General features: G+C 59.6%; 26 protein-coding genes. 8 read left to right on the forward strand and 18 right to left on the reverse strand.

The annotated features are described in order from the left end of the window. Window positions 1-2: 2 nt before the first annotated feature. The 6 genes from yidD to BS300_RS18535 form a co-directional block, all read right to left on the reverse strand. A complete protein-coding gene (yidD, locus tag BS300_RS18510) occupies window positions 3-251 on the reverse strand; it encodes a membrane protein insertion efficiency factor YidD (protein ID WP_010672280.1) in 249 nt (82 codons plus the stop codon). Further along, a complete protein-coding gene (gene rnpA / locus BS300_RS18515) occupies window positions 218-577 on the reverse strand; it encodes a ribonuclease P protein component (RefSeq protein ID WP_005342318.1) in 360 nt (119 codons plus the stop codon). Before rnpA ends, yidD begins: the two co-directional genes overlap by 34 nt. Continuing rightward, window positions 577-711 (reverse strand): 50S ribosomal protein L34, encoded by a 135-nt coding sequence (gene rpmH, locus BS300_RS18520; protein WP_005307156.1) that lies wholly within the window; start codon window positions 709-711, stop codon window positions 577-579. Before rpmH ends, rnpA begins: the two co-directional genes overlap by 1 nt. Window positions 712-981: 270 nt before the next feature. After that, the gene (locus BS300_RS18525) at window positions 982-1,716 is read right to left on the reverse strand and encodes an amino acid ABC transporter ATP-binding protein (protein WP_071914524.1); all 735 of its coding nucleotides are present in this window, start codon (window positions 1,714-1,716) and stop codon (window positions 982-984) included. A gap of 12 nt (window positions 1,717-1,728) precedes the next feature. Continuing rightward, window positions 1,729-2,397, reverse strand: coding sequence for an amino acid ABC transporter permease (locus BS300_RS18530; protein ID WP_124242552.1), 669 nt, complete (start codon window positions 2,395-2,397; stop codon window positions 1,729-1,731). After that, a complete protein-coding gene (locus BS300_RS18535) occupies window positions 2,398-3,156 on the reverse strand; it encodes an amino acid ABC transporter substrate-binding protein (RefSeq protein ID WP_071914526.1) in 759 nt (252 codons plus the stop codon). Between the two features lie 311 nt (window positions 3,157-3,467). Here BS300_RS18535 and dnaA point away from each other — a divergent pair, with 311 nt between their 5' ends. Genes dnaA through gyrB form a run of 4 tightly spaced genes read left to right on the forward strand, consistent with a single transcriptional unit; the run spans window position 3,468 to window position 9,477 of the window. Beyond that, window positions 3,468-4,844 (forward strand): chromosomal replication initiator protein DnaA, encoded by a 1,377-nt coding sequence (gene dnaA / locus BS300_RS18540; RefSeq protein WP_033115253.1) that lies wholly within the window; start codon window positions 3,468-3,470, stop codon window positions 4,842-4,844. Window positions 4,845-4,859: 15 nt separating this feature from the next. Then, the gene (gene dnaN, locus BS300_RS18545) at window positions 4,860-5,963 is read left to right on the forward strand and encodes a DNA polymerase III subunit beta (protein WP_071914528.1); all 1,104 of its coding nucleotides are present in this window, start codon (window positions 4,860-4,862) and stop codon (window positions 5,961-5,963) included. A gap of 2 nt (window positions 5,964-5,965) precedes the next feature. Further along, the gene (gene recF / locus BS300_RS18550; protein WP_033115255.1) at window positions 5,966-7,069 is read left to right on the forward strand and encodes a DNA replication/repair protein RecF; all 1,104 of its coding nucleotides are present in this window, start codon (window positions 5,966-5,968) and stop codon (window positions 7,067-7,069) included. Beyond that, window positions 7,066-9,477, forward strand: coding sequence for a DNA topoisomerase (ATP-hydrolyzing) subunit B (gene gyrB / locus BS300_RS18555; RefSeq protein ID WP_042031093.1), 2,412 nt, complete (start codon window positions 7,066-7,068; stop codon window positions 9,475-9,477). Before recF ends, gyrB begins: the two co-directional genes overlap by 4 nt. A 68-nt stretch (window positions 9,478-9,545) precedes the next feature. Here the strand turns inward: gyrB and BS300_RS18560 are convergent, their stop codons facing one another. The 5 genes from BS300_RS18560 to BS300_RS18580 form a co-directional block, all read right to left on the reverse strand. Next, window positions 9,546-10,310: a GNAT family N-acetyltransferase gene (locus tag BS300_RS18560; protein WP_071914530.1), complete on the reverse strand. Its 765-nt coding sequence runs from the start codon at window positions 10,308-10,310 to the stop codon at window positions 9,546-9,548. 81 nt (window positions 10,311-10,391) lie between these two features. After that, entirely contained in the window at window positions 10,392-10,769 is a 378-nt protein-coding gene (locus BS300_RS18565) for a VOC family protein (protein WP_071914534.1), read from the reverse strand. Window positions 10,770-10,835: 66 nt separating this feature from the next. Continuing rightward, on the reverse strand, window positions 10,836-11,540 hold the full coding sequence (locus BS300_RS18570) for a YafY family protein (RefSeq protein WP_071914536.1): 705 nt from the start codon (window positions 11,538-11,540) through the stop codon (window positions 10,836-10,838). 65 nt (window positions 11,541-11,605) lie between these two features. Next, window positions 11,606-12,565, reverse strand: coding sequence for a helix-turn-helix domain-containing protein (locus BS300_RS18575; protein WP_071914539.1), 960 nt, complete (start codon window positions 12,563-12,565; stop codon window positions 11,606-11,608). Between the two features lie 91 nt (window positions 12,566-12,656). Continuing rightward, window positions 12,657-13,427, reverse strand: a complete 771-nt coding sequence (locus BS300_RS18580) for an MBL fold metallo-hydrolase (protein WP_071914542.1) — start codon at window positions 13,425-13,427, stop codon at window positions 12,657-12,659. Window positions 13,428-13,707: 280 nt separating this feature from the next. Here BS300_RS18580 and BS300_RS18585 point away from each other — a divergent pair, with 280 nt between their 5' ends. Together BS300_RS18585 and BS300_RS18590 are read left to right on the forward strand one after the other, a co-directional pair. Beyond that, entirely contained in the window at window positions 13,708-14,121 is a 414-nt protein-coding gene (locus BS300_RS18585) for an Hsp20 family protein (protein ID WP_005339298.1), read from the forward strand. Window positions 14,122-14,213: 92 nt separating this feature from the next. Then, window positions 14,214-14,654 (forward strand): Hsp20 family protein, encoded by a 441-nt coding sequence (locus tag BS300_RS18590; RefSeq protein ID WP_071914544.1) that lies wholly within the window; start codon window positions 14,214-14,216, stop codon window positions 14,652-14,654. A 72-nt stretch (window positions 14,655-14,726) separates the two neighbouring features. Here BS300_RS18590 and BS300_RS18595 read toward each other — a convergent pair whose 3' ends face one another. After that, the gene (locus tag BS300_RS18595; protein ID WP_071914546.1) at window positions 14,727-15,977 is read right to left on the reverse strand and encodes a valine--pyruvate transaminase; all 1,251 of its coding nucleotides are present in this window, start codon (window positions 15,975-15,977) and stop codon (window positions 14,727-14,729) included. Between the two features lie 293 nt (window positions 15,978-16,270). On the opposite strand from BS300_RS18595, the gene BS300_RS18600 reads away from it, so the two are divergent. Further along, complete coding sequence (locus BS300_RS18600) at window positions 16,271-16,504, forward strand: hypothetical protein (RefSeq protein WP_058056555.1); 234 nt, start codon at window positions 16,271-16,273, stop codon at window positions 16,502-16,504. On the opposite strand, the gene BS300_RS18605 is transcribed toward BS300_RS18600, so the two are convergent. Further along, entirely contained in the window at window positions 16,434-17,258 is an 825-nt protein-coding gene (locus BS300_RS18605) for a helix-turn-helix transcriptional regulator (RefSeq protein ID WP_071914548.1), read from the reverse strand. The genes BS300_RS18600 and BS300_RS18605 overlap by 71 nt on opposite strands. A gap of 92 nt (window positions 17,259-17,350) precedes the next feature. Between BS300_RS18605 and BS300_RS18610 the strand changes: the two genes are divergently transcribed. Continuing rightward, window positions 17,351-18,478 carry a multidrug effflux MFS transporter gene (locus BS300_RS18610; protein ID WP_071914550.1) on the forward strand — a complete coding sequence of 376 codons (1,128 nt, stop codon included), beginning with the start codon at window positions 17,351-17,353 and terminating at the stop codon, window positions 18,476-18,478. 4 nt (window positions 18,479-18,482) lie between these two features. Here BS300_RS18610 and BS300_RS18615 read toward each other — a convergent pair whose 3' ends face one another. From BS300_RS18615 to kdpA, 5 genes are all read right to left on the reverse strand, one after another. Further along, window positions 18,483-19,166: a response regulator gene (locus BS300_RS18615; RefSeq protein WP_033115265.1), complete on the reverse strand. Its 684-nt coding sequence runs from the start codon at window positions 19,164-19,166 to the stop codon at window positions 18,483-18,485. Continuing rightward, window positions 19,166-21,754 carry a sensor histidine kinase KdpD gene (locus tag BS300_RS18620; RefSeq protein WP_033115266.1) on the reverse strand — a complete coding sequence of 863 codons (2,589 nt, stop codon included), beginning with the start codon at window positions 21,752-21,754 and terminating at the stop codon, window positions 19,166-19,168. The genes BS300_RS18615 and BS300_RS18620 overlap by 1 nt, the downstream gene beginning before the upstream one ends. A 69-nt stretch (window positions 21,755-21,823) precedes the next feature. Next, the gene (locus tag BS300_RS18625; RefSeq protein ID WP_071914552.1) at window positions 21,824-22,351 is read right to left on the reverse strand and encodes a potassium-transporting ATPase subunit C; all 528 of its coding nucleotides are present in this window, start codon (window positions 22,349-22,351) and stop codon (window positions 21,824-21,826) included. 60 nt (window positions 22,352-22,411) lie between these two features. After that, window positions 22,412-24,469, reverse strand: a complete 2,058-nt coding sequence (kdpB, locus tag BS300_RS18630; RefSeq protein ID WP_071914554.1) for a potassium-transporting ATPase subunit KdpB — start codon at window positions 24,467-24,469, stop codon at window positions 22,412-22,414. Then, on the reverse strand, window positions 24,470-26,146 hold the full coding sequence (kdpA, locus tag BS300_RS18635; protein WP_071914556.1) for a potassium-transporting ATPase subunit KdpA: 1,677 nt from the start codon (window positions 26,144-26,146) through the stop codon (window positions 24,470-24,472). Window positions 26,147-26,179: the final 33 nt, after the last annotated feature.

Below are 26,179 nucleotides of genomic sequence, written 5' to 3' on the forward strand. Positions count from 1 at the left end.
CTTCAGTTTCTTCGCTTTGGTTGCGGAACCGGGTCATAACCACCCTCGGATAAGGGATGGCATTTTAATAGACGTTTGCTGGCTAACCAAACGCCTTTTATGAAACCGTGAAGTCGGATTGCTTCTATCGCAAATTGGGAACAAGTCGGGGTAAAACGGCAGCGCGGCCCCAGCAGGGGACTAATGATTAGCTGATACAGACGTATCAGTTTGATAGCTACCCATTGCAACGGCGTGACAGAGTGCGCCATAGCTTTTCCAGTAACTTGAACAGTTCCTCGTTATCCATCTCTTTCACACCGGCCTTGGCGATCACCACGATGTCGATAGCGGGCAGCTGATGTTGTTTGAGGCGGAAACTTTCCCGAACCACCCGTTTGACACGGTTACGCCAAACGGCACGCTTGAGTGCTTTTTTGGGCACAGCGAGACCAAGACGAGGGTGTTCGAGCGAATTGGGAGAGGCGAGAAGAGTAATCTGCGGAGAGGCAGCCCGGACAGGCTCGGCGAAAACGCGTTTGAAGTGTTCGGGAGTTAACAGACGTAACTCCCGAGAGAAGGTGTGCTGGGTAGGCATTAGACTACCAGGCGGGCACGACCCTTGGCACGACGAGCGGCCAGAACTTTACGACCGTTGGCAGTTGCCATGCGGGCGCGGAAACCGTGAGAGCGCTTGCGCTTCAGGTTGGACGGTTGAAAAGTACGTTTCATGATTCGATTCCGTATTACTGTACAGTTTTGATTGTCACACTTAGCCGACGCGCCAGCTATAGCGTGTGACGACTAGCAAAAGAGGCCGAATTCTAAACAGAGTTCGGCTTTTAGTCAATCCGCCGTTCCCTCTCATCCAACGGTGGTCTTGAAAAGGCCACTGCCGAGCGTGAGGATCCAGAGGATCGAGGGCTCCGGATTATACTGGCAACCCGGTGTTAAACAAGGGATCCCTCAATAAAAAAGGCGGCCAGGCCGCCAAAGAGAGAGCTATTTCAGCACTTTCCGCAAGAACTCCCGGGTACGGGGATCCTTGGGATCGACCAATATCTGATCCGGCGGGCCCTGCTCCACGATCCGGCCACCTTCCATGAAGATCACCCGATCGGCCACATCCCTTGCGAATTCAATCTCGTGGGTCACCACCACCATGGTCTGGTGCTGGCTAGCCAGCTTTTTCATCAGCCCGAGCACTTCATCGACCCACTCCGGATCGAGCGCCGAGGTGGGTTCGTCAAACAGGATCACCTTGGAGTGGGCCGCCATAGCCCGACCGATGCCGACCCGCTGCTGCTGGCCGCCGGAGAGGGAGGCCGGATAGGCGTCCTTCTTGTCGGCAAGACCTATATCCTCAAGGATGCCGAGGGCGGTAGCACGGGCTTCCGCCTTTGGTTGTTTCCAGACGGTGATCAGCCCTTCGGCGATGTTGTCTTGTGCCGTCTTGTTGGCAAACAGGGCGTAGTTCTGGAACACGAAGGAGGCGCGCTTGCGCAGCTCGATGGCCTGCTGCTCGCTGGCATTTGCCAGATTGAGCTGCAGATCGTCGATGGCAAGCGAACCCGCATCCGGGGTCTCCAGCAGGTTCAGGCAGCGCAGCAGAGTCGACTTGCCGGTGCCGGAGGGGCCGATAATGACCACTATCTCCCCCTTCTTTACCTCCAGATCGATGCCGTTGAGCACCTGATTGCCGTGATATGCCTTGGAGAGGCCGGTTAGCTTGATCATGAGAGCCCTCCTTTAATAGGCACGGTTGAGGTGTACTTCCAGCAGATGCTGCAAGCGGGTGAAGAAGATGACCACCACCCAGTAGATAAGCGCCACCGCCATAAAGCTCTCGAAGAACTTGAAGGAGGAGGAGGCTTCCATCTGCGCCTTGCCCATGATCTCGGCCACACCGAGGGTAAAGGCCAGCGAGGTGCTCTTGATCATGTCGATGAAGTAGTTCATCAGCGACGGAGTGGCGATGCGTGCTGCCTGCGGCAGAATGATCCGCTGCATCGCCTGCAGCCGGCTCATGCCGATGCTGAGCGCCGCCTCCATCTGGCTTTTGTGGATACCCAGGATCGACGCTCTGATCGACTCGGCCATGTAGGCGGCAAAGTGGAGGGTCAGACCTATGATGGCGGCGGTAAAGGCATCCATCCCGGAAAATACGTGGAACAGTTGTGGCAGCCCGTAATAGAGCAGAAACAGCTGGACGAGCAGCGGTGTACCCCGAAAGAACGAGATATATAGCATCGCCAACCAGTGGATCACGGGGATGCGAAAGACCCGTACTATCGCCAGGGCCAGCGACAGTACGAGTGCCAACGCGAATCCCCACAGGGCCATCTCCATCGTGGTGCCCAGATATTTGAGCAGGATGGGAAACAGCCCCAGGGTGTACTCGATATCGAAGTGCATCATTTATTTGTCGGTGATGTCGGACGCGAACCATTTCTCGGAGATTTGACGCAGGGAGCCATCCTTGCGCATGGCGGCCAGAGCCTCATCGACCTTCTTCAGCAGCGCCTGCTTCTCCGGGGTCTTCAGGAAGGGCAGGGCGTTCTCGATGGTTTCGAACGGTGCGCCAGCCTGTTGCAGCGGCAGCTTGGACTCCTTGATCAGCTGGGCGGTGGAGACGCGGTCCATCACGAAGGCGTCGATGCGGCCCAGCGCGACATCCTGCTCGAAGGCGGAGTCATAGGTGCGGATATCGATCTTGTGGTTCGGATCGTTCTTGCGCAGCAGCTCTTCAAAGTTGGAGCCCAGATTGACCGCGACCTTCTTGCCTTCCAGATCCTTGATGCCGTGGATGGTGTTGTTGCCCTGACGGACCACGATCTGGGCGCCGTCATAGACGTAGGGCTGGGAGAAGTCGTACTTCGCCTTGCGCTCGTCAGTGATGGTGATCTGGTTGGAGATGGTATCGACACGGCCGGTTTCCAGCATGCCGAACAGGCCGGAGAAGCTGGCGGTCACGAACTCGACCTTGTAGCCGGTGCGCTCGCCGATCTGGTTCCACATATCCACTTCAAAGCCCTGCAGCTTGTCCTGCTTGACGAAAGTGAACGGGAAGTACTTTCCGGACATACCGACCTTGATGGTCTCCTGGGCGATGGCCTGACCAGACAGGGTAGCCAACAGGATGGCTGCGCCGGAAATAAGCTTGATGGAAGTTTTCATGGGGTTTCTCTCTCTAAATGTCTTGTATTTGTAGTTGTAATAACTGCTTTGGCGCTGATGTTATTGGAATAAAATTTAAAAAATAAATGACATTTGGTTATATGAAATAACAGGAGTGCAGCATGAGATCCGCCAGTTGCAGCAGTGGATCAAGCTGTGGGTAACTTTGGGGATGAAAGATGATCCGGAGGCGCTGGATCCTTGAAAGTCAAGGATCTTATTTGCTGGATCCGCGGGGTCACGGCTGGAGATCCGGCGGCTAAAAACGTAGAATAGCCGGTCTTTAGTTAATCAATCGACAGGAGTTTAGAGTGACTGCTTCGCTATGGCAGCAGTGCCTTAACCGGCTGCAAGATGAGTTGCCCTCGGCAGAATTCAGCATGTGGATCCGGCCGCTTCAAGCGGAGTTGAGTGACAATACTCTGACCCTGTATGCACCGAATCGCTTCGTTCTGGACTGGGTACGAGACAAGTACCTCATCCGGGTGAACGGCATCATTAACGAACTTTGCGGGGTCGATGGCCCCGCCCTGCGTTTTGATATTGGCAATCGCCCCCACCCCGTCACCGTCGCTGCAAGCAGAGCGCCGGCGCAGGGTGCTGCTCCTGTGAATAACTTGCAGAAGAGCTGGGAAAGCAAGCCCGAAACCAAACCCGAGCCGAACCACAAGAGCAACACCAACGTGAACTATACCTTCGAGAATTTCGTCGAGGGTAAGTCCAACCAGTTGGCTCGTGCTGCGGCCCGTCAGGTGGCGGACAATCCGGGTGGCGCTTACAACCCGCTGTTCCTCTATGGCGGTACCGGTTTGGGTAAAACCCACCTGCTGCACGCCGTTGGCAATGCCATCAAGGAGAGCAAAAAAGATGCGAAAGTCATCTATATGCACTCCGAGCGGTTCGTGCAGGACATGGTGAAAGCGCTGCAAAACAACGCTATTGAAGAGTTCAAGCGTTACTACCGCAGCGTCGATGCCCTGCTCATCGATGACATTCAGTTCTTCGCCAACAAGGAGCGCTCCCAGGAGGAGTTCTTCCATACCTTCAACGCTTTGCTCGAAGGCAACCAGCAGATCATCCTCACCTCGGATCGCTATCCGAAAGAGATCAACGGTGTCGAGGATCGCCTCAAGTCCCGCTTTGGCTGGGGCCTGACCGTGGCGATCGAGCCGCCTGAGCTGGAGACCCGCGTCGCCATCCTGATGCGCAAGGCGGACGAGAACCAGATCCACCTGCCGGACGAAGTGGCCTTCTTCATTGCCAAACGGCTGCGTTCCAACGTCCGTGAACTGGAAGGGGCCCTCAACCGGGTGATCGCCAACGCCAACTTTACCGGTCGCGCCATCAACATCGACTTCGTACGCGAAGCGCTGCGCGATCTGCTGGCGTTGCAGGAGAAGCTGGTCACCATCGACAATATCCAGAAGACGGTGGCGGAGTACTACAAGATCAAGCTTGCGGATCTGCTCTCCAAGCGTCGTTCCCGCTCCGTGGCCCGCCCGCGCCAGCTGGCGATGGCTCTGGCCAAGGAGCTGACCAATCACAGTTTGCCGGAGATAGGTGATGCCTTTGGTGGCCGTGACCATACCACCGTTCTTCATGCCTGCCGCAAGATCGAGCAGCTGAAGGAGGAGAGTCACGACATCAAGGAGGACTACTCCAACCTGATCCGTACCCTTTCTTCCTGATAACGGAGAGCACAGATGCAGCTCGAAATTAGCCGTGAGGCCCTGTTACGTCCTCTGCAACTGGTGTCCGGTGCCCTGGGTGGCCGACCGACCCTGCCGATCCTCGGCAACGTGCTGCTTGATGTCAGCAACGGTCTGCTGTCGCTGACCGGCACCGATCTCGAAGTAGAGATGATCGGTCAGGTCTATCTGAATGGTACCAGTGAAGATGGCCGCACCACTGTGCCGGCGCGCAAGTTGCTGGATATCTGCCGTGGTCTGCCGGAAAGCGCTGAAATCCGCCTCAATACCGAAGGCGATCGCCTGATCATCCGTTCCGGCCGTTCCCGTTTCAATCTGTCGACCCTGCCGGCGACCGAGTATCCGAACATCGAGGATTGGGAATCCGTGCTCGAGTTCGATATCAGCCAGCTGGAGCTGAAGAAGCTGATCGATGCGACCCAGTTCTCCATGGCCAGCCAGGATGTGCGTTACTACCTGAACGGCATGCTGTTCGAAAGCGAAGGTCACGGTCTGCGTACCGTGGCGACCGACGGTCACCGTCTGGCCACCTGCCGCCGCGAGGTTGTGGGGGAATCGCTGCCCGATCATCAGGTTATCCTGCCGCGCAAAGGGGTGCTGGAGCTGGTGCGTCTGCTGGAAGCGGAAGACAAGCCGGTACGGCTGCAGATCGGTCGCAGCAACCTGCGCGCCGCTCTCGACGGCTTCATCTTTACCTCCAAGCTGGTGGATGGCCGTTTCCCGGACTGGCGCCGGGTCATTCCGCGCAACAGCGACAAGGCCCTGATCGCTGGTCGCGAGGATCTGCGTCAGGCGTTTGCCCGCGCAGCGATCCTCTCCAACGAAAAATTCCGTGGGGTGCGTCTCAATCTGCAGGAAAACCTGCTGCGCATCACCGCCAACAACCCGGAACAGGAAGAAGCGGAAGAGCTGCTTGACGTACAATACGCTGCTGGCGAGATGGAGATCGGATTCAACGTCTCTTATGTGCTGGACGTGCTGAATACGTTAAAATGTGAGCAAATCCGGGTTAGCCTGAGCGATTCCGTCAGCAGCGCCATTATTGAGGATTTTGAAAATCAGGATGCTCAGTACGTGGTAATGCCGATGCGGATCTAGTCGTGTCTCTGGTCAAACTCCAGCTCAGCGACTTTCGCAATATCCAGCAAGCCAGTCTCGCGTTGTCACCCGGCCTCAATATTCTGGTCGGGTGCAATGGCAGCGGCAAGACCAGCGTGCTGGAAGCCATTCACTACCTTGGTCTGGGGCGCTCCTTTCGCACTCATCTGACCGGGCGGGTTATCCGTCAGGGGGAGAGGGCGTTTACCCTGTTTGCCCAGTGCGAACTGGATGGGCGTCAGGTGCCTATCGGTCTTGCCAAGGACAAGAGTGGCGAGACCCAGCTCAAGATTGCCGGAGCACAGGCGCAGCGATTGGCCGATCTGGCCGAACTGCTGCCGGTGCAACTCATCCATCCGGATGGCTTCAATCTGTTGACCGGGGGGCCGCAGGCTCGTCGGGCCTGGCTCGATTGGGGGGTATTTCATCAGGAGCCCACCTTCTTTGCCCTGTGGGGGCGGGTGCGGCGGCTGCTGAAACAGCGCAATGCTCTGCTGCGCCAGAGCACCCAATATCGTCAGCTGGCGTTCTGGGATCAGGAGTTGGTGCGGCTGGGTGGTGAACTGGCAGGCTTTCGCGCCAGTTATTGTCAGGCCATTACGCCCCTGATCAAGGAGATGACGGCGGATTTTCTGCCGGAATTCGATATCAGTCTTGGTTTTTACCGGGGCTGGGAGAAAGATACCCCCCTCAACGAACTGCTGGAGGCGGGGTTTGAGCGGGATCGGGCGCTGGGCTACACCGGTGTCGGTCCGCAGAAAGCCGATGTGCGCCTCAAGGCGAACGGGGTGCCTGCTCAGGATATTTTGTCCCGGGGTCAGCTCAAGCTGCTGGTTTGTGCCATGCGCTTGGCCCAAGGGCTCTATTTGAATCAACATAGCAGCCGTGGCTGTATTTTTTTAATTGACGATTTTGCCTCTGAACTGGATGTCGAGAAGCGTCGCCTCCTGGCCGCAAGGCTGAAGCAGTGCGCGTCCCAGGTGTTTATCACCGCCATCGATACCGGTCAGCTCGCAGACATGATGGATGCGAATGACTGCAAGTTGTTCCACGTGGAACAAGGCAAGATCTCCGAAACGTTAGAGAAGGCAGAGAGTAAGCTATGAGTGAAAATACTTACGACTCCTCGAATATCAAGGTGCTGAAGGGCCTGGATGCGGTCCGCAAGCGCCCGGGGATGTATATCGGCGATACGGATGATGGCTCGGGTCTGCACCACATGGTGTTCGAAGTCGTCGATAACTCCATTGACGAGGCGCTCGCTGGCTACTGCTCCGATATTCAGGTCAAGATCCATTCCGATGGCTCCGTCTCCGTGCGCGATAACGGCCGTGGTATTCCGGTCGATATTCACCCGGAAGAGGGCCGCTCCGCTGCCGAAGTCATCATGACCGTACTGCACGCTGGCGGTAAGTTCGATGACAACTCCTACAAGGTTTCCGGTGGTCTGCACGGCGTCGGCGTCTCCGTTGTTAACGCGCTCTCTGACAAGCTGCTGCTGACCATTCGTCGTAACGGCCACGTCTACGAACAGACCTATCATCTGGGTGAGCCGCAGGCTCCGCTCAAGCAGATCGGTGACAGCACTGGCACCGGGACCGAAGTTCGCTTCTGGCCGAGCCCGACCATCTTCAGCGACACCCTGTTTCACTACGAGATCCTGGCCAAGCGTCTGCGCGAACTCTCCTTCCTCAACTCCGGTGTTTCCATCCGTCTGATGGATGAGCGTGATGGCCGCGAGGCGCACTTCTGCTACGAAGGCGGTATCAAGGCGTTCGTTGAGTACCTGAACCAGAACAAAACCCCGATCCATCCGAAGGTGTTCCACTTCACCACCGAACAGGATGGCATCGGTGTGGAAGTCGCCATGCAGTGGAACGACGCCTATCAGGAAGGGGTCTACTGCTTCACCAACAACATTCCGCAGCGCGATGGTGGTACTCACCTCGTTGGTTTCCGTACCGCGCTGACCCGTACCCTCAACTCCTACATGGAGAAAGAGGACTACAGCAAGAAGGCCAAATCTGCCGCCAGCGGTGATGACGTGCGTGAAGGTCTGATTGCCGTTATCTCCGTCAAGGTGCCGGATCCCAAGTTCTCCTCCCAGACCAAGGACAAGCTGGTCTCTTCCGAAGTGAAGACTGCTGTCGAGCAGGCGATGGGTGAGAAGCTGGCCGACTTCCTGCTGGAAAACCCGGGCGATGCCAAGATCGTGGTCAACAAGATCATCGATGCGGCCCGTGCCCGTGAAGCGGCCCGCAAGGCCCGCGAGCTGACCCGCCGCAAAGGCGCGCTGGATATCGCCGGTCTGCCCGGCAAGCTGGCTGACTGTCAGGAAAAAGACCCGGCACTCTCCGAACTCTACATAGTGGAAGGGGACTCTGCTGGCGGTTCCGCCAAGCAGGGTCGCAACCGGAAGAACCAGGCCATCCTGCCGCTCAAGGGCAAGATCCTGAACGTAGAGAAGGCCCGTTTCGACAAGATGATCTCCTCACAAGAGGTAGGCACCCTGATCACCGCACTGGGTTGCGGTATCGGTCGCGACGAGTACAACCCGGACAAGCTGCGTTATCACAACATCATCATCATGACCGATGCGGACGTCGATGGTGCGCACATCCGAACCCTGCTGCTGACCTTCTTCTATCGTCAGATGCCGGAAATCATCGAGCGTGGCTACGTCTATATTGCCCAGCCGCCGCTCTACAAGGTGAAGAAGGGCAAGCAGGAACAGTATCTGAAAGACGAAGATGCGCTGCTGCAGTACCAGACCGCCATGGCGCTGGATGGTGCGACCCTGCACGTCAATGAGTCTGCCCCGGCCATTGGTGGCGAGGCTCTGGAGCGTCTGGTCAACCAGCACCGCTCGGTGACTCACCTGATCACCCGCATGTCTCGCCGTGCACCGGAAGCGGTTCTGACCCAGCTGATCTATCAGCCGGAGCTGAACGAAGCGCTGCTGAACAGCGAGAGCGATCTGCTGGCCTGGTGTCAGGGTATGGAAGCCGTGCTCAACGAGAGCAACCAGGGCATCCAGTACCAGATGCAGGTTCGCCGCGATGAAGAGCGCCGCCTCTTCGTGCCGCATGCCGTGGTACGTCAGCACGGTGTCGACCGCGAATATCCGATCAGCTACGACTTCCTGCAATCCTCCGAGTACCGTCAGTTGGTCTCGCTGGGCAAGGAGATCGCCAACCTGATCGAGGAAGGCGGTTACATCAAGCGTGGCGAGAAGGTGAAGCCGGTCTCCAGCTTCGTCGAAGCGGTCGAGTGGCTGATGGGCGAAGGCAAACGTGGCATCTACATCCAGCGCTATAAAGGGCTGGGCGAGATGAACCCGGACCAGTTGTGGGAAACCACCATGGATCCGGAAGCCCGTCGCATGCTGCGCGTCACCATCGATGATGCCGTCGGTGCCGACCAGCTCTTCTCCACCCTGATGGGTGATGCAGTAGAGCCGCGTCGCGACTTTATCGAGACCAACGCCCTGCGCGTAGCCAACCTCGACGTCTAATCAGACTCGCTGGTTGCAGTAAAAAGCCGCTCACAAGAGCGGCTTTTTTACATCTGCAGTCTGCTTTATCAGAGCATTTTGCTCATGATGACCAGATTGTGTGGGAGCTCGGCACCATCGCTAGCCGTGCGGTGACGCAACGCTGGCACTATGTGGTGGATGACCCTGAACCCCAGCTTGGTATAGAAAGGCTCGGCGGTCTGGGTACCGAGATTGACCTCGTAAACCCCTTGCTGCGTCAGGTACTCCAGCACGGTATTGGCGAGCAGGGTGCCGGTTCCTGCGGGTTGCCCCGGTTGCACCACCACAGTGCCGATATAGGCGAATCGCCGATTGTCTGTGGAGTAGATAGACCCGGACATGCCTCCCTGCAGTTCACCATTCTCATCATGCAGCATCAAAACAAAGGTCGGCCGGATTTTGGGATCCTGCTCATTGACGGCTTCGATGTAGAGGGTTTTGCCTGCTGGCTGAGAACCGCAATGCGCTCTGAAGATTGCAGTGTGATCCGGGCCTGCGGGCATATGAACGGCTTCGGTCTGATAACCGCTTTGAGTGAGAGGGGAATAGAGCTCCTGATACGTGGTGAGTATCACCACCTCATTGATGAGGTGGCCCTGCTGCCGTTGTTCATCGATCAGCTGATCCAGATAATCGAGCGGAGTACCGAGAAAGCTGGCTTCCGGGTAGTGGACGATGACGTTGGGGTTGAAGCCAAACTCCTGCTCACGCAGTTGCAGCAGGGCAAAAAGTGCCAACTGCTTCTCGCTCAGTTCATCGGCTGTGCAGTTCTCTGGCTGATACAGTTTGAGTGGATTATGTCGAGTGGTCATTGTTTATCCATAAAATGATGCGCGCAGATGATAACACAGCCAATGGGATGGGCACGTTCCACGTGGAACATTGAACCGGATTTACCCCAGCTCAGGTGCCGGGCAGTAGAGGCGCAGACGATGGCCATCCGGATCGAGGGCCATGCAGGTGTAGCCAAACTCCATCTTGGTCGGCGCCTGGATCAGGGTGAGCCCGCGCGCCAGCCACTCGGCAGACAGGCGATCGACGGCATCATCATCGGGGAGGGTGAAGGCCAGCTCCATCGCTCCGGCCGTTTGGGTTACTGCGGGCTCGACTGTGGCGCTGGACCAGAGTGCCAGTCTGGCGCCCGATTCGAACACGAACATGGCAAAGGTAGGTGACTCCTCCACCGGCTGGCGACCGAACAACTCGCGGTAGAAGAGCGCGCTGCGGGTCGGATTGGCAACGTAGAGGATGGTGAACTGGGGGACTAACATGGTGATGCTCCTTGCTGATGAGATGGCACATCGGCGCCGACCCCGTCAGCATGGCGCTACCTGCTGTCAGTTTCTGTCAGCAATGAATTTCGGCTGCGGGATCTGCTGGGTGGCGCGCCACTCCTTCAGCAGGCTCTCTCTGCTTTTGGGATAGCGGCAATCTTGCGGTTGCATCCGGGTGATGCGATCAACCCGAAAGTGGCGAAAGCCCTGACGCAGTTCGCACCAGGCCACCAGTACCCGTACCTGTTCGAAGTAGCCGAGGGCAAAGGGCCAGACGGTGCGCTCAGAGGCCTCATCCTTGAGGTCGCGATAGCCCAGGATCACCTTGCGTTGCTGGCGGATGGCACTGCGCAGCGGGGCTTCATCGGTGAGGCTGTTGCTGCGGGAGGTGCCGATCAGCAGGGCATTGCTCTGGAGCTGCTGGCGATAGTCGGCGGGCAGCACGGCTTCTATCTTGGCCAGCGCACTGCTGGCCGATGCACTCAAGGATCCGTCACCGTGGGCGACGACCCAACGTGACCCCAGCACCAGTGCATCCAGCTCCTCTTCATTGAACATCAATGGCGGCAGTATGAAGCCGGGACGCAGCACATAGCCGATCCCTGGTTCACCCTCGATATGGGCACCTTGCGCCTGCAGGGTGGCGATATCCCGATAGAGGGTGCGCAGGCTGATGCCAAGCTTGCTGGCCAGTTCCGCGCCTGTGATGGCGTAACGGTGGCCGCGCAGCAGCTGGAGCAGGGCCAGCAGGCGTTCGGAACGGGACATGGGATGACTCCTCGGGATCTCTGGTTAGCCTGCCATAGCGGAGTGAACGGGTATAGAGGATGTCATCAGACATTGTTGCCGCGAAAAGATCGTCGCCACTCGCTTGGAGAGATGGCAAAGCGGGCGCGGAAGTGATTACGCAGGGAGGTGGCACTTTTGAAGCCGACAATCTCGGCAATGCGATCAATGGAATGGCCGCTTACCTCCAGCAGCTCCTGACTGCGCCTGAGCCGCTCCGCCAGCAGCCATTCACCCACCGAGAGGCCGGTTGCCTGATGAAAACGGCGGGTAAAGGTGCGTCGACTCATCAGGGTGAGATCTGCCAGAGAGTCCAGGGTGTGAGGCTCGGCCAGATGGGCACGCAGGTGATCGAGCAACTGGTTCATCCGGACATCGCGGGTGGAGGCGGGCACCGGCTGCTCGATAAACTGGGCTTGGCCCCCTTCTCGGTGAGGCGGGATCACCAGCCGCCGCGCCACCTTGTTGGCGATGGCCGAGCCGTGGTACTGGCGTACCAGATAGAGGCAGCAGTCCAACCCGGCGGCAGTGCCAGCCGAGGTGACCAGCCCCTCGTCATCCACATAGAGGGCGTTGGTATCGAGCTGCACGCAGGGAAAGCGGTGGCAGAAATCCTGTTCGTACTCCCAGTGGGTCGATGCCTTGCGACCATTGAGCAGCCCGGCGTAGGCGAGCACATAGGTGCCGAGACAGAGCCCGACCAGTCGGGCACCTCTGGCTCTGGCGGCAATCAGGGCATCGAGCAGCGCTGCGGGTGGCCGTGCAGCCGGGTCGTGCCAGAAGGGAATAACGATGATCTCCACCTCGGCCAGCACCTCCAGCCCATGGGGAGCCTGAATAGTGAAGCCTTGCGCCGAGCGTGAATGAGGGTTGCCATCGCCGCAGCAGATCTTGAGCTCGAACAGCGGTTGGCCCGGCAGAATATCGCCGAAGATGAGGCAGGGGACGGCGCAGTGAAAAGGGCTGAAGTGATCGAAGGTCACCACGGCAACGATCGGGGTGGTCATGGTGTTGGCTCCTCTCTGCGCGCAGACCACTCATCATAAGCGTTCGGTAGTGAAAGCCGAAGGGCCATCTCTGGCATGGCCCTCCTGCGGGTCACAGCGATATCGCCTCGCCATCTTGCGGCACCCGTACCCGATCCATCATGCCCCGTTCCGCCAGATAGTCGCGCAGCTCCTGGCGCGACAGCACGGCGTGGTTGACCGCCTCCATATGGCTGGCGATCAGCGTGGCCTGCGGTGCGGCCTGATAAACGGCGGCGACATCTTCCTTGCCCATGATGATGGAACCGAGCCCGGGCACCTGTGCATCGCCACAGTTGAGGATGATGACCTCGGGTTGATGCTGTTGCAGGGCTTGCTCGACCCGGGGATGCCAGATGGTATCACCGGCCAGATAGAGGCACTGTTCATCGGGGTGGGAGAAGACCACACCGCACACTTCTCCCATGCGCTCGCCCAGTACCGCCATCAACTGGTCGCTGCCGTGCTGGCCACCGGTCTGCTGCAGGCGAATGCCGGCAAACTCGGGCTGGTCGCTCAGCAGGCGTACATCCTCAAAGCCACTGGCACGAATGGCATCGGCATCTTTCTGATGTTGCACCAAGAGCGGCAGATGCTTGGGGATCAGGGCTCTGGCGGCGTCATCCCAGTGGTCGGGATGGTTGTGGGTGATGATAACGGCATCCACATCGACCAGCTCATCTATCGGTAGCGGCAGCTCGACCAGCGGATTGCGCAGCTGGCTGTTGGCGGTGCCCTCAAAGCCGGGGAAGACCCCTTTGGCCGAGAGCATGGGGTCGATCAGAAAGCGGGTGCCGCCATAGTCGAGCAGCAAGGTAGCGTTGCGAACCTGGGTAATCTTCATGGGATGGCTCCATGTTGGCTGGTGGATATGCAACCAATTATGGGAGACGGAGCGAGTTGCCATCAGTGGCCCACGGGTCGATTATCATCACTATCGGGCCAACAGGTTGATGTTCTACAGGTCGGCGCGGCCATTTAAAAAATTTGAAAAAATCCCCTTGAAAGGAAAAAGTGAGCCCCTATATAGGTAACAAGGCCGGAACGCTCGACAGAGGTTTCGACCAGGCGCCCGTCCATAAGGAGGGCAAAAAATCCGTTATCGCTCACAAGAGGGTAATACTATGCGTTCTATCGACTTTTCTCCGCTCTATCGTTCTGCCATCGGTTTCGATCGTCTGGCCAATCTCATCGAATCTGCGGCCAGCAATGGCAATGCCGGTTATCCCCCCTACAACATCGAGCAGTTGGGTGACAACGACTACCGCATCAGCATGGCGGTGGCGGGCTTTACCCAGGAAGAGCTGGAGCTGAGCTTCCAGGAAAATCTGCTGACGGTGAAGGGCAACAAGCAGGCCGACACCGGGCGCAACTATCTCTATCAGGGAATTGCCGAACGTGGTTTCGAGCGCCGCTTCCAGCTGGCCGACTATGTGCGGGTGAAAGGGGCCGACCTGAAAAACGGCTTGCTGCACATCGAGCTGGTACGTGAAGTGCCTGAGGCGATGAAGCCGCGCAAGATCGAGATCAACGGCTGATAGCCTGAATTCACTGAAATTTTAAAATTTCCCGGGTGCCGATGACGGGCCTGTGGAGAGTTGAACCTGTTGCTTATTAGAAGGATAGGATTATGCGTAACCTCGATTTTTCTCATCTCTATTCCAACGCCATCGGCTTCGAGCGGATGGCCCGTGAGCTGGAAGGTCTGTTTGAGCAGAAGACCGCCGCTTACCCCCCGTACAACATTGAGAAGCGCGATCAGGATGGCTATCGCATCACGGTCGCCGTGGCTGGCTTCGAGCGCGAAGAGCTGGAGCTGGAGACCGAAAACGGCACCCTCAAGGTGAAGGGGCGCAAAGGGGCTGCGGCCGGTGAGCGTCAGTTCCTCCATCAGGGGATTGCCGAGCGTGACTTCGAGCTCGCCTTCAAGCTGAGCCAGCACGTGGAAGTGCAGGGCGCCAAGCTGGAGCATGGTCTGCTGACCATCGATCTGGCACGCGAACTGCCGGAGGCGCTCAAGCCCCGCGCCATCCCGATCGGCAAACCCGAGCAGCTGGCGCTGCCCGGCTAAGTAAACCGGATCGCGACAGACAACAAAGGCCTGCATCTGCAGGCCTTTCTGTTTTTGGCTGGCCGGACTGACTTAGCCGGCGTAGAGGGCGTTTATTTCATCGGCCAGAATGGCGATGCCGCGGCGAACCAGCTCCTCGCTTTGGGAGTAGTTGAGGCGGATGCACTCCTGGCTGTGGCGCCACTCGGGGTCATCAATGCCGGGGAAGAAGTAGTGCCCCGGCACGATCAGCAGGTTCTTCGCCTTCAATCGCTCGTACAGCTCCTGACAGTGGATCGGTAAACCCTCGAACCAGAGCCAGAGGAAGAGGGCGCCTTCCGGCTTGTGGATGTGGAAGCGCGGGTCGGGGATCGCTTCGCGCAGCAGCTGCACCGCCAGCTCCGCCTTCTGCTGATAGAAGGGCTTCACCACCTGTTCGCTGAGGGCGATGATCTCGCCGCTCTCGATCATCGGGATGGTGATGGCGGGTCCCAGACTGCCCGGCGCCAGATTGATGATGCCGCTCAGGTTGGTGATGGCCTGGATGATCTTCTCGTCGGCGATGACGATGCCGCAGCGGGTGCCCGGCAAGCCCAGCTTGGAGAGGCTCATGCAGAGGATGGTGTTGGTGTTCCAGAATGGCTTGGCTTCGCTGAAGATGATGCCCGGGAAGGGGACGCCGTAGGCGTTGTCGATCAGCAGCGGGATCCCCTTGTCGCGGGCGATCTGATCGAGGTGTTCGATCTCTTCGTCGGTCAGTACATTGCCGGTGGGGTTGGTGGGGCGAGAGACGCAGATCACCCCGATATCGTCACCCACCTGCAGGCTCTCGAAATCCACGTGGTACTTGAACTGGCCATCGGGCAGCTTCTCGATGGTGGGCTTGTAAGCCACGAAGTAGTCGTCGGCCAGCGCCGAGTCGGCATAGCCGATGTATTCGGGGGCGAGCGGGAACAGCACCTTCTTCTTGCTGCCATCGGCAAATTCACCAGCCAGCAGGTTGAACAGGTAGAAGAAGGCATTCTGGCTGCCGTTGGTCAGGGCGATATTGCGGGCCGAGATATCCCAGCCCAGCTCCTTGCTGAGCAGGGCTGCCAGCGCCCTGGTGAACCTGTCTTTGCCTTGCGGGCCATCGTAGTTGGCCATCGCTTTGACCAGCTCGCCGTTGTCGAGCAGGGTTTTGGCCTCGGCCTGAAAGCGCTCCAGCATGGCGGGGATGGGGGCCGGATTGCCGCCACCCAGCATGATGGCGTCCGGATTGGTCAGCCCCTGATTGAGGTCATCCATGAGTTGGGTAATGCCGGCGTGGCGAGTGAACTTCTCGCCGAACAAGGAAAATTCCATTCAGTGACAGATCCAGATTTGAGTTACGGGGATGTAGCACCATAGCTCAGTTTAAAAGCGGGTGTCGATCAAAATGATGGGACGTTCCACGTGGAACATGGTGCAAAAATCAAGCGTGGTTAAAATCACCAACTGTTGGTTTAAAAATGACTGGGCGGGATGCATTTTGCGACTCAATTTGGTATCGCAAGATAGTTAATTTAAACAAAATCATCATGTTATGAATTGTATGAGGATTGGCACAACTATTGGAATAGCTATCTGGTCATCTCAACCATACCGGAGAAAACCAGATGAAAAGCCTGATCGCTACCCTGATTGTGAGTGCCCTGAGCCTGAACGTGATGGCCAACGAAAACCCGCGGCCCGAGCTGGAGAGTGCCCAGCTGGAGCTGGATGTGCAGAGCGAGTTGCAACAGGCATCCCATGCCGTGGTGCAGGATGCGCTGCACAACCTCAAACCGCTGGCGCTGGATACCCTGGTGGTGGAGGCGAGCCAGGCTGTGGCGACTCACCCCGAGAGCTGAGGTAGCGCAGGGGGGTCTGTCCCGTATGTTGTTTGAAGAAGCTGATAAAGGCGCTGTCGCTGGAGAACTCCAGCGCAGCGGCAATCCGGCTGATGGACTCGCTTTCTGCCAGCAGCTCCATGGCACGCAACAGCCGCCACTGCTGACGCCACGCCTGATAGCTCATGCCGGTCTCTCGCATAAAGATGCGGCCAATGGTCTTGTCACTGGCACCCACCCGTTCGGCCAGCCGGTTGAGCCGATCGGGCAGGGCATTCCCCCGTTTCAACTGCTGTAGCCAGTCGCCCAGTCTGGGATCCGTCGGCAGCGGCAACTGCCACGACTCCCGTGGCGCCTGCCCCAACTCCTCCATAAACAGTGCCACCGTCCGTTGTTGCTGCTCTTGCGGTTTGTTCCACGGCCAGAGCGCCATCCGTTCGATCAGTTCGTGCAGCAGCGGATTGACTGCCAGTACCTCCACCGTGCCGGGCAACTCGGGGTGCGGCTGGAAGTAGAGGGAGCGGTAGGCAACGACACCGCGCATCAAGATCCTGTGTGCGGTGCCTGCTGGCAGCCAGGCTGCGCGGGTAGGTGGCAGCAGGCAGACCCGACCTTCCAGCTCCATGGTCATGCAGCCGGATTGGGCGAACAGCAGTTGATGGCGTTGATGTTGATGCAGACCCGAGTCGTGCCAGCCGAGGGCGGAGGCAATGCCGATCACACTGCCGGTCAGCTGGTCAGGGTCAAAAGGGTGATCGGGAAGAATAAAGGCCATATGTCCGATTTTTGATGTTTATAGTCCTGCTTATTGTAATTAGACAATTGGCATCTCTCTAGAATGGCGACCTCTTGTGAAGGAGGTTTGTCATGAACAACAAGTTGCCACCGCTCTGGCTGGTGGTCGGATTGATGATGTTTCCCCAAATTGTGGAGACCATCTACAGCCCGGTCCTGACCCACATCGCCAGCCAGTTTCAGGTGAGCGAAGGGCAGGCATCCCAGACCCTGTCGGTCTATTTTCTGGCGTTTGCGGTGGGCGTGGTCTGCTGGGGACGGCTCTGCGATCTGATTGGGCGGCGTCCCGCCATGCTGGCGGGTCTGCTCACCTATGGCGTCGGCACCCTGCTGGCGCTGCTGGCCAACCAGTTTGAAACCCTGCTGCTGGCCCGGGTCATCTCGGCCTTTGGTGCCGCCGTGGGATCCGTGGTGACCCAGACCATGCTGCGCGACAGTTATCAGGGCAGCGATCTGGCGCGGGTCTTCTCGGTGATGGGCATAGCGCTCTCACTCAGCCCGGTGCTGGGGTTGCTCAGTGGCGGTCAGCTGGCGAGCGGGTTTGGCTATCTCGGGGTGTTCAGCGGTCTGCTGATTCTGGCGGCTCTCTTGCTGTTGGTTGCCTGCTGGCAACTGCCGGAAACCCGTCCGGTTACTACCCAGCGAGTCGCACTCTGGCCGCTGGCGTGCCGGATGATGAAGGATGGCGGGCTCTGGCGCAGTGCCATGCTGGTGGCCCTGTTCAACACCATGCTGTTTGGTTACTACAGTCTGGCGCCGTTCCTCTTTGCCGGATTGGGATTGAGTACCGGCGAGTTTGGTTACTCGGGGATCTTGCTGGCGCTGGCGACCCTGGTTGGCAGCCTGTTCAACAAGCATCTGCTGGAGAGGGGGTGGCTGCCGTCCTCTCTGATCAGACTGGCTTGCGCTCTGGCGCTGGTTGCCGGGCTGCTGGTCTGGGCGACTCAGGCCAGCCTCTGGTTCCTGCTGCCCATAATGGGAATCGTGGTGGCCTTCGGACTGGCGATCCCCAACGTGCTGAGTCAGGCGCTGTTGGCCTATCGCGAGGTGGCAGGCAGTGCTGGTGCCCTGTTCGGGCTTGGTTACTACCTGCTGCTCAGTCTGGGGTTGGCAATAGCAGCTGGATTGCAGGATCTCGGCCTGTTGCTCAGTAGCTGCGGTCTGATGGCACTGCTTGGCTGTGGGCGCCGTTCCACGTGAAACGTCAGTTGCCGATAAAGCGGTAGCCGATACCTGATTCGGTCTCGATAAGCGTCGGTTGCTGGGGGTTATCCCCCAGCTTCTTGCGCAGGCTGGCGATAACGATGCGCAGGTAGTGGGTGTCCTCTTTGTGACTCGGCCCCCAGATGTCGTTGAGCAGCTGGGTCTGCATCACCAGCTTGCCGGGGTGGCACACCAGCGCCTGCAGCAGGGCGAACTCCTTGCGGGAGAGGGGGATTTCTTCTTCCTTCATGGTCACCTTGTGGCTGCTGATATCGAGCGTCAGGCCACACTGGGGGAAGTGGCGCCGCTCGCCACTGCTGACGCCAGCCCGCTGGCGCAAGAGCACGCGAATGCGGGCCATCATCTCGCCGATGCCAAACGGCTTGCTCATGTAGTCGTTGGCACCGGCATCCAGCAAGCGCACCTTCTCCTGCTCCGAATCACGGGCCGACAGCACCAGCACCGGGTTGGGGTGGTGTTCGCGAATGGCCTGCAATACCTGAATACCATCGCCATCCGGCAGGCCGAGATCGAGGATCACCAGATCGGGGTTGAGGTGGCGGTATTGCTCCAACCCCTCGGTGACGCTGACCGCCTCGCTCACCTGATGCCCTTCGGCGATCAGGCTGATCCGCAGAAAGCGGCGGATCGCCGCTTCATCATCTATGACCAGAATGTGCGCCATCAAACCTCCGGTGAATTGAGTGCGAGCGGCAGGGAGATGCGCATGCAGGTGCCGTTGCCATTGGGGCCGGAGAAGGCCCAAATCTTGCCGCCGTGGGCCTCTATCATAGCGCGGGAAATGGCGAGGCCAAGCCCGGTGCCACGGCTGCCGCAATCGCCCACCGGCTGGGTGTAGAAGAGATTGAAGATCTTCTCCCGATCCGACTCGGCGATACCGACTCCGATATCGATGATATCGATGATGAGGTCGGGTTCGGCCACCATCACCTTGAACTCGATGGGGGTGCCTGCCGGCGAGTAGCGGGAGGCGTTGTCGAGGATGTTGACCAGCACCTGCTCGATCAGGGCGCCATGAACATAGAGCTGGGGCACATGCTGATCGATGTGTACCAGCAGCTTGTGCTGGCGCCAGGAGGAGTCGAGCCGCTTGCGGGCGCTCTCCACCAGATCGGTCAGGTCGACCCAGTCCCGCTTCAACTGGAAGTCGGGGGAGCCGATACGGGTCATATCCAGCAGGTTCTGCACATAGCTGTGCAGGCGGCGCGCCTCGTCCTGTACCGAGTGGAGCAGTTCGTTGCGATCATCCGGCGGGATCCGGTCACCATATTCCAGCAGGGTGCTGCCGGCACCCATGATGGTAGCCAGCGGCGTCTTCAAGTCGTGGGAGACCGAGGAGAGCAGGGCTGCACGCATCCGGTCTGTTTCCGCCTGCAGCTGGCTGTCGGCCAGCCGCTCGTTGAGGTCGATCCGCGCCAGCGCGGCGCGAATGTCGGTGAGCAGCGCCTGCAGCTGATGTTCGGCAGAGGAGGAGAGCGGATTGGCCAGCGTTATACCGATCACCAGATCATCGCTGAGGTGGTGATACTGCGCCTCGGCGGCATTGAGGGTGGCGGTGTGGGCTCCGGCGCTCTGCTTCTGGGCCAGACACCAGTCGATGGCCGCCTTGTCGGTCTGGCCGGGTCTGTGCTTCTCGTTGCCGAGGCGGTCGTGAAAATCCTTGTCGATCACCACGGTCGGCTGGCCCAGTGCCAGCGAGATGGCTTGGGCTCCTTGTCTGAGCACCTCCTCCGGACTGTTGGCGGTCGCCAGCCCCTGACTGAGGGAGAGCAGGGCATTGCCCAACTGCTGGGTCTCGCGCAAGCCGATCAGCTGCTGGCGCTGGCGGGAGGCGAGGCGCCCCGCCGTCATGCCGACGATAAGCAGCACGAACAGGGTGAGCAGGTCGCTGTGGTTGGCGACGCTCAGGGAGAAGTAGGGGGCGGTGAACAGCAGATTGTGGGCGATAAAGCCCAGCACAGCTGCCAGCGTGGCGGGCACCAGACTGGTGGTAAGGGCAGTCGCCAGCACCCCCAGCACGAAGATGAGTGGCAACGCTGCGGGGGGCAGCCAGTAGGATAGCCCCCATGCGATGGCCGAGGTGATCCCCATGATGGCCACCGCCAGCAGGCTGTGGTGAATATCCTTCGGTGTCGGGGAGCGCATCCCCACTCTGTGTTTTTGCTTCTCGGTATCGACCAGGGTGATCTCCAGCCCCTGTGCCTGCTTGAGCAGGTGCTGCACCAGCGAGCGACGCCACGGTGCCTTGTGCGGTTTGCCGAGCAGCAGCTGCGATACCTGCTGCTGCTCGGCAGTCTCCAGCAGGGTATTGGCGACCGCCGGACTGGAGAGGGTCAGCACCTTGGCGCCCAACTGGGAGGCGAGCGCCAGCGCCTGCTCCACATCGGCCGAGCTGTGGCCATTGCTGTCCACGTGAACCACCAGCCAGGGCAGCTGGCGACGCTGGGCAAAGCGGTGGCCATAGCGCACCAGCGCAGCCCCGTGCTGGTTGCCGAGGCAGACCATTAGCTTGCCCCGCAGCGGCAATGTGGTCTTGCCCGCCGCCTGCCATTGCAGTTGCAGATCGCCCTCCACATGGCTGGCTGCGGTCTGCATCGCCAGCTCCCGCAATGCGGTGAGGTTGTTGAGGGAGAAGAAGGATTGCAGGGCGGCCTTGGCCTGATGGGGTACATAAACCTTCCCCTCGCGCAGGCGGCCGAGCAGCTCCTTGGGGGGGAGGTCGATAAGGATAATGCTGTCTGCATCGAGCAGAACCTGATCGGGCAGGGTCTCTTTGACCCTGACCCCGGTGAGCTGCCACACCAGATCGTTGAGGCTCTCCAGATGCTGGACGTTGAGGGTGCTGTAGACGTCGATACCGGCGTTGAGCAGCTCCTCCACATCCTGCCAGCGCTTCTCGTGGCGGCTGCCGGGGGCGTTGCTATGGGCCAGCTCGTCTACGACCGCGATGGCCGGTTTGCGTGCCAGCAGGCCGTCGAGGTCCATCTCCTCCAGCCGCTGCTGACGGTGCATGTGGATCTTGCGCGGCTGGATGGCGAGTTTGTCGAGCAGGGCCAGCGTCTCCTGCCGGCCGTGGGTCTCCACAACGCCGATCAGGATGTCGACCCCCTCCTTGGCCTGTTCCCGCACCGCCTGCAACATGGCGTAGGTCTTGCCCACGCCGGGGGCGGCCCCGAGAAAGACTTTCAGCTTGCCCTTGTGCTCTTGCTCCAGACTTGCCAGCAGGGCGTCAGCCCTTACCTCATCACGCATGCTTATCCCTATCGAGCCAACTGCCCGCGTCGAAAATGGAGGTCAACGCCAGATCGGCAAGGAGCGCCCTCAGGCGCCCTTCTGATGATCCAGTTGCAGGTTCAGCTGGAGAATGTTGACCACCTGCGGGCCAAGGATACCAGCTTGTGTGGCCGACTTGACCTGCTCCGTCAGTTGGGCGGGATCCAGTCCACGTTCTCTGGCGACGCGATCCACCTGCGCCAGCACCGCATCGAGTGGTAGATGGGGATCGAGGCCAGAGGCGGAACGGGTCAGCATGGCAGGAGAGCTGGTTTCAGGCTGTGCCTTGGCGGCCTGTTCGGCGAACTCCGCCCGCAGCGGTGAGCTCATCCCCAGATTGCTGGCACTACCGCCAATGGTGTTGAAATCACTGGCTGAAGGGCGGGGGTGGAAGTAGTCAGCCCGCTCGAATTTCTGTGCCAGCAGGGCGCTACCGATGAGTTGCTGCTTGCTGTCGGTCAGCTGGCTGCCGTTGGCCTGCCAGGGGAAGAGCAGCTGGGCCAGTCCGGTGACGGCCAGCGGATAACCCACGCCCAGCAGCAGGGTCAGGGTCAGCAGGGTTCTGATTGCGATCATGATGGATATGCTCCGAATTCGTTGTGTGGATGCTGGCTGACCCGCATCCCGGTTATGCCGTTACACCAGACCCAGGCCGGTAATGACCAGGTCGATCAGCTTGATGCCGATAAAAGGCACCAGCAGGCCGCCGACACCGTAGATCAGCAGGTTGCGGCGCAGCAGGCTGGCGGCCGATCCCTTCAGGTCGACACCGCGCAGGGCCAGCGGCACCAGCGCTACGATGATCAGGGCGTTGAAGATGATGGCCGACAGGATGGCGCTCTGCGGGCTGCCCAGCTGCATCAGGTTCAGTACCCCCAGTTGCGGGTAGGCGGCGATGAACAGGGCCGGCAGGATGGCAAAGTACTTGGCCACGTCGTTGGCGATGGAGAAGGTGGTCAGGGCGCCACGGGTCACCAGCAGCTGTTTGCCGACTAGCACCACGTCCAGCAGCTTGGTGGGGTTGGAGTCGAGATCCACCAGATTGCCCGCCTCCTTGGCGGCCTGGGTACCCTCGTTCATGGCCAGACCCACATCAGCCTGTGCCAGCGCTGGTGCGTCGTTGGCACCGTCACCGCACATGGCGACCAGACGGCCATCGGCCTGCTCCTGCCGGATATAGGCGAGCTTCTTCTCCGGCGTTGCTTCGGCGATGAAGTCATCCACCCCGGCTTCAGCGGCGATGGCGGCGGCCGTTTTCGGGTTGTCACCGGTGATCATTACGGTGCGGATCCCCATGTGGCGCAGGATCTGGAAGCGGGCCTTGATGCCGGGCTTGATGATGTCCTTGAGGTAGACCACCCCCAGCAGCTGTTCATGGGTACAGACCAGCAGCGGTGTACCCCCCTGACGAGCGATGTTGTCGACTGACTTGAGCACCAGCTCCGGTACCGCTTTGCGGTCGAGGGAGAGGTAGTTCAGTACCGCATCGACAGCTCCCTTGCGATATTGGTGACCATTGCGATCCAGCCCGCTCAGACGGGTCTCGGCGCTGAAGGGGATCACCTTGTCATCATCCAGTTGACTCGGTTTGGTGTGGCTCTTGCCCGCCAAGGTCAGGATAGATTTACCCTCCGGAGTGTTGTCACCCAGCGAGGCCAGCATGGCCGCTTGTGCCAGCAGGGCAGGGTCAACGCCGGGAGCCGGGATCAGTTCGTCAGCCATCCGGTTGCCGAAGGTGATGGTGCCGGTCTTGTCCAGCAGCAGGGTGCGCACGTCACCGGCCGCTTCGACGGCCCGGCCCGATTTGGCAATCACGTTCAGTTTCACCAGTCGATCCATACCGGCAATGCCGATGGCGGAGAGCAGGCCGCCGATGGTGGTCGGGATCAGGGTGATAAAGAGCGCGATCAGGTAGAGGCGCGGTACCTGAGTGCCGTTGTAGTTGAGGAACCAGGGCAGGGTGGCGACCACCAGCAGGAAGATGAGGGTCAGCCCGACCAGCAGGGCATCCAGCGCCATCTCGTTGGGCGTTTTCTGGCGCTTGGCCCCTTCCACCAGTGCAATCATGCGATCCAGCGTGCTTTCGCCCGGATTGTTGCTGACGCGTACCCAGATCTCGTCTGAAACGACGGTGGTATTGCCGGTTACACCGCTGCGATCGGTACCCGATTCGCGGATGACGGGGGCGGATTCGCCGGTGATGGCAGCCTCGTTGACCGAGGCGATTCCGGCGATCACCTCGCCGTCGGCCGGGATCATCTCGCCGCTGCGTACCAGCACCAAATCACCCTTCATCAGGCTGGTGGCGGGTACCCATTCGCCCTGACCATCTTTTGCATTAGCCACCCGACGGGCCTTGAGCTGGCTCATGCCAGCCTTGAGGCTGTCGGCTCGCGCCTTGCCGCGACCTTCGGCCAGCGTCTCGGCGAAGTTGGCAAACCAGAGGGTGAGCCAGAGCCAGGCTGTCAGCTGCCAGGCCAGTGAGGGGGCGACCCCGGAGAACGGCTGCCCCAGCAGTGACTCCACCGTCGCCATGACTGCGGCCAGCCAGAGGGTGAACAGGATGGGGCTGCCAAACAGTGCCTTGGGATTGAAGCGATAGATGGCTTCAACCATGGCCTGCAGGATCTGCGATTGCTGTTTTTTGCCCTTCACCAGCATGGTGTCGGGACTCATTGAAGTGGACTTGCTCATTTAGAAAGCTCCCAGCATCAGATGTTCTGCCACGGGGCCCAGTGCCAGCACCGGCAGGAAGGAGAGGCCGCCAATCAGCAATACGGTGATGATCAGCAGGGTAATGAAGAGCGGGCCGCGGATCGGGAAATCCCCCTCGCTTATCTCCTGACGCGGAGCGCGGGCAAGCTGGCCGGCAATGGCCATGATGGGGATGATGTAGCCGAAGCGACCGAGCAGCATGGCCAGACCGATGGCAACGCACTGCCAGTTGTCACCGGCAGCAAAGCCGGCGAAGGCGGAACCGTTGTTACCGGCAGCCGAGGCGTAGGCATAAATGAGGCGTGACAGGCCGTGGGGGCCATCATGGCCGATGATTGTGCTGGCATCCGGCATCAGCAGAGTGACACCGCCGATCACCAAAACCCCCACCGGCATCACCAGCATGCTGGCGACGACCCACTTCATCTCGGTGATACCGAGGCGCTTGCCCAGATAGGTCGGGGTACGACCCACCATCAGACCGCACAGGAAGACGGTGAGCAGCACAAACAGCATCATGCCGTAGATGCCGGCACCCACACCGCCGAACACCACTTCACCCAGCAGCATGTTTATCATGGCGACCATGCCGGAGAGAGGAGCGAAGCTGTCGTGCATTGAGTTGACCGAGCCGTTGGAGGCAGCGGTGGTCGCAACTTCCCAGATACTGGAGAGCACAGGGCCGAAGCGACTCTCCTTACCCTCCCAGTTGCCCGTTTCGCTGGCAAGATGAGTCAGGGCCGGATCCAGTTTCATCTCCTGAGTGATGGAAACGAAGAGTCCCAGTGCCAGCATGATGGTCATGGCAATGACGATAGCGCGGCTGTGGGCCATGTCCTTCACATAGCGACCCAGGGTAAAGACCATGGCGGCAGCCAGGGTCAGCAGGGCGACCATCTCCAGCCAGTTGGAGAGGGCGGTCGGGTTCTCGAATGGGTGGGCGGAGTTGATGCCGAAGAAGCCGCCGCCGTTGGAGCCGAGCTGCTTGATGGCAATTTGCGAAGCTGCCGGGCCGAGCGGCAGCAGCTGCTCCTGACCTTCCAGAGTGTGGAACGGCAGATAGGCTGACAGGCTCTGCGGAACCCCCTGCCATACCAGCAGCAGCGCCAGGATCAGCGACATCGGCAGCAGCACGTAGAGGCAAAAACGCACCAGATCCAGCCAGAAGTTGCCAAGGTGGGTTGTCTGCTGGCGGGCGATACCGCGGAACATCGCAACCGCTACGGCAGCGCCTGTGGCGGCAGAGACGAAGTTCTGGGTGGTCAGGCCCACCATCTGGCTGAAGTAGGAGAGGCTGGCCTCACCGGAATAGGCTTGCCAGTTGGTGTTGGTCATAAAGCTGACCGCAGTGTTGAAGGCGAGTTGCCAGTTCAGGCCGGGCAACTGCTGCGGGTTGAGGGGCAGCAGACCCTGCGCCATCAGGATCAGGAACAGCAGGCCGAAGCCGGCGCCATTGAAGGCCAGCAGGCTGAGGGTATAGGACTTCCAGTCCTGTTCCCGTCCGTCCGTGCCGCAACATAACAGGGTGGCACGCTCCACGGGGGCCAGCCAGCGGCACTGGCCTTCAAATACCCGGTAGAGATAATTGCCAAGCAGCGGTGCTGGCAGCAGTACCAGCAGCACAAATGCGACGGGATAGATCATTTCTTGCCACATAGCGGATTCCTCACTCGTGACTGCGCGTGAGTG

Source organism: Aeromonas sp. SCS5 (assembly GCF_001887375.1).
Lineage (GTDB): Bacteria > Pseudomonadota > Gammaproteobacteria > Enterobacterales > Aeromonadaceae > Aeromonas > Aeromonas jandaei.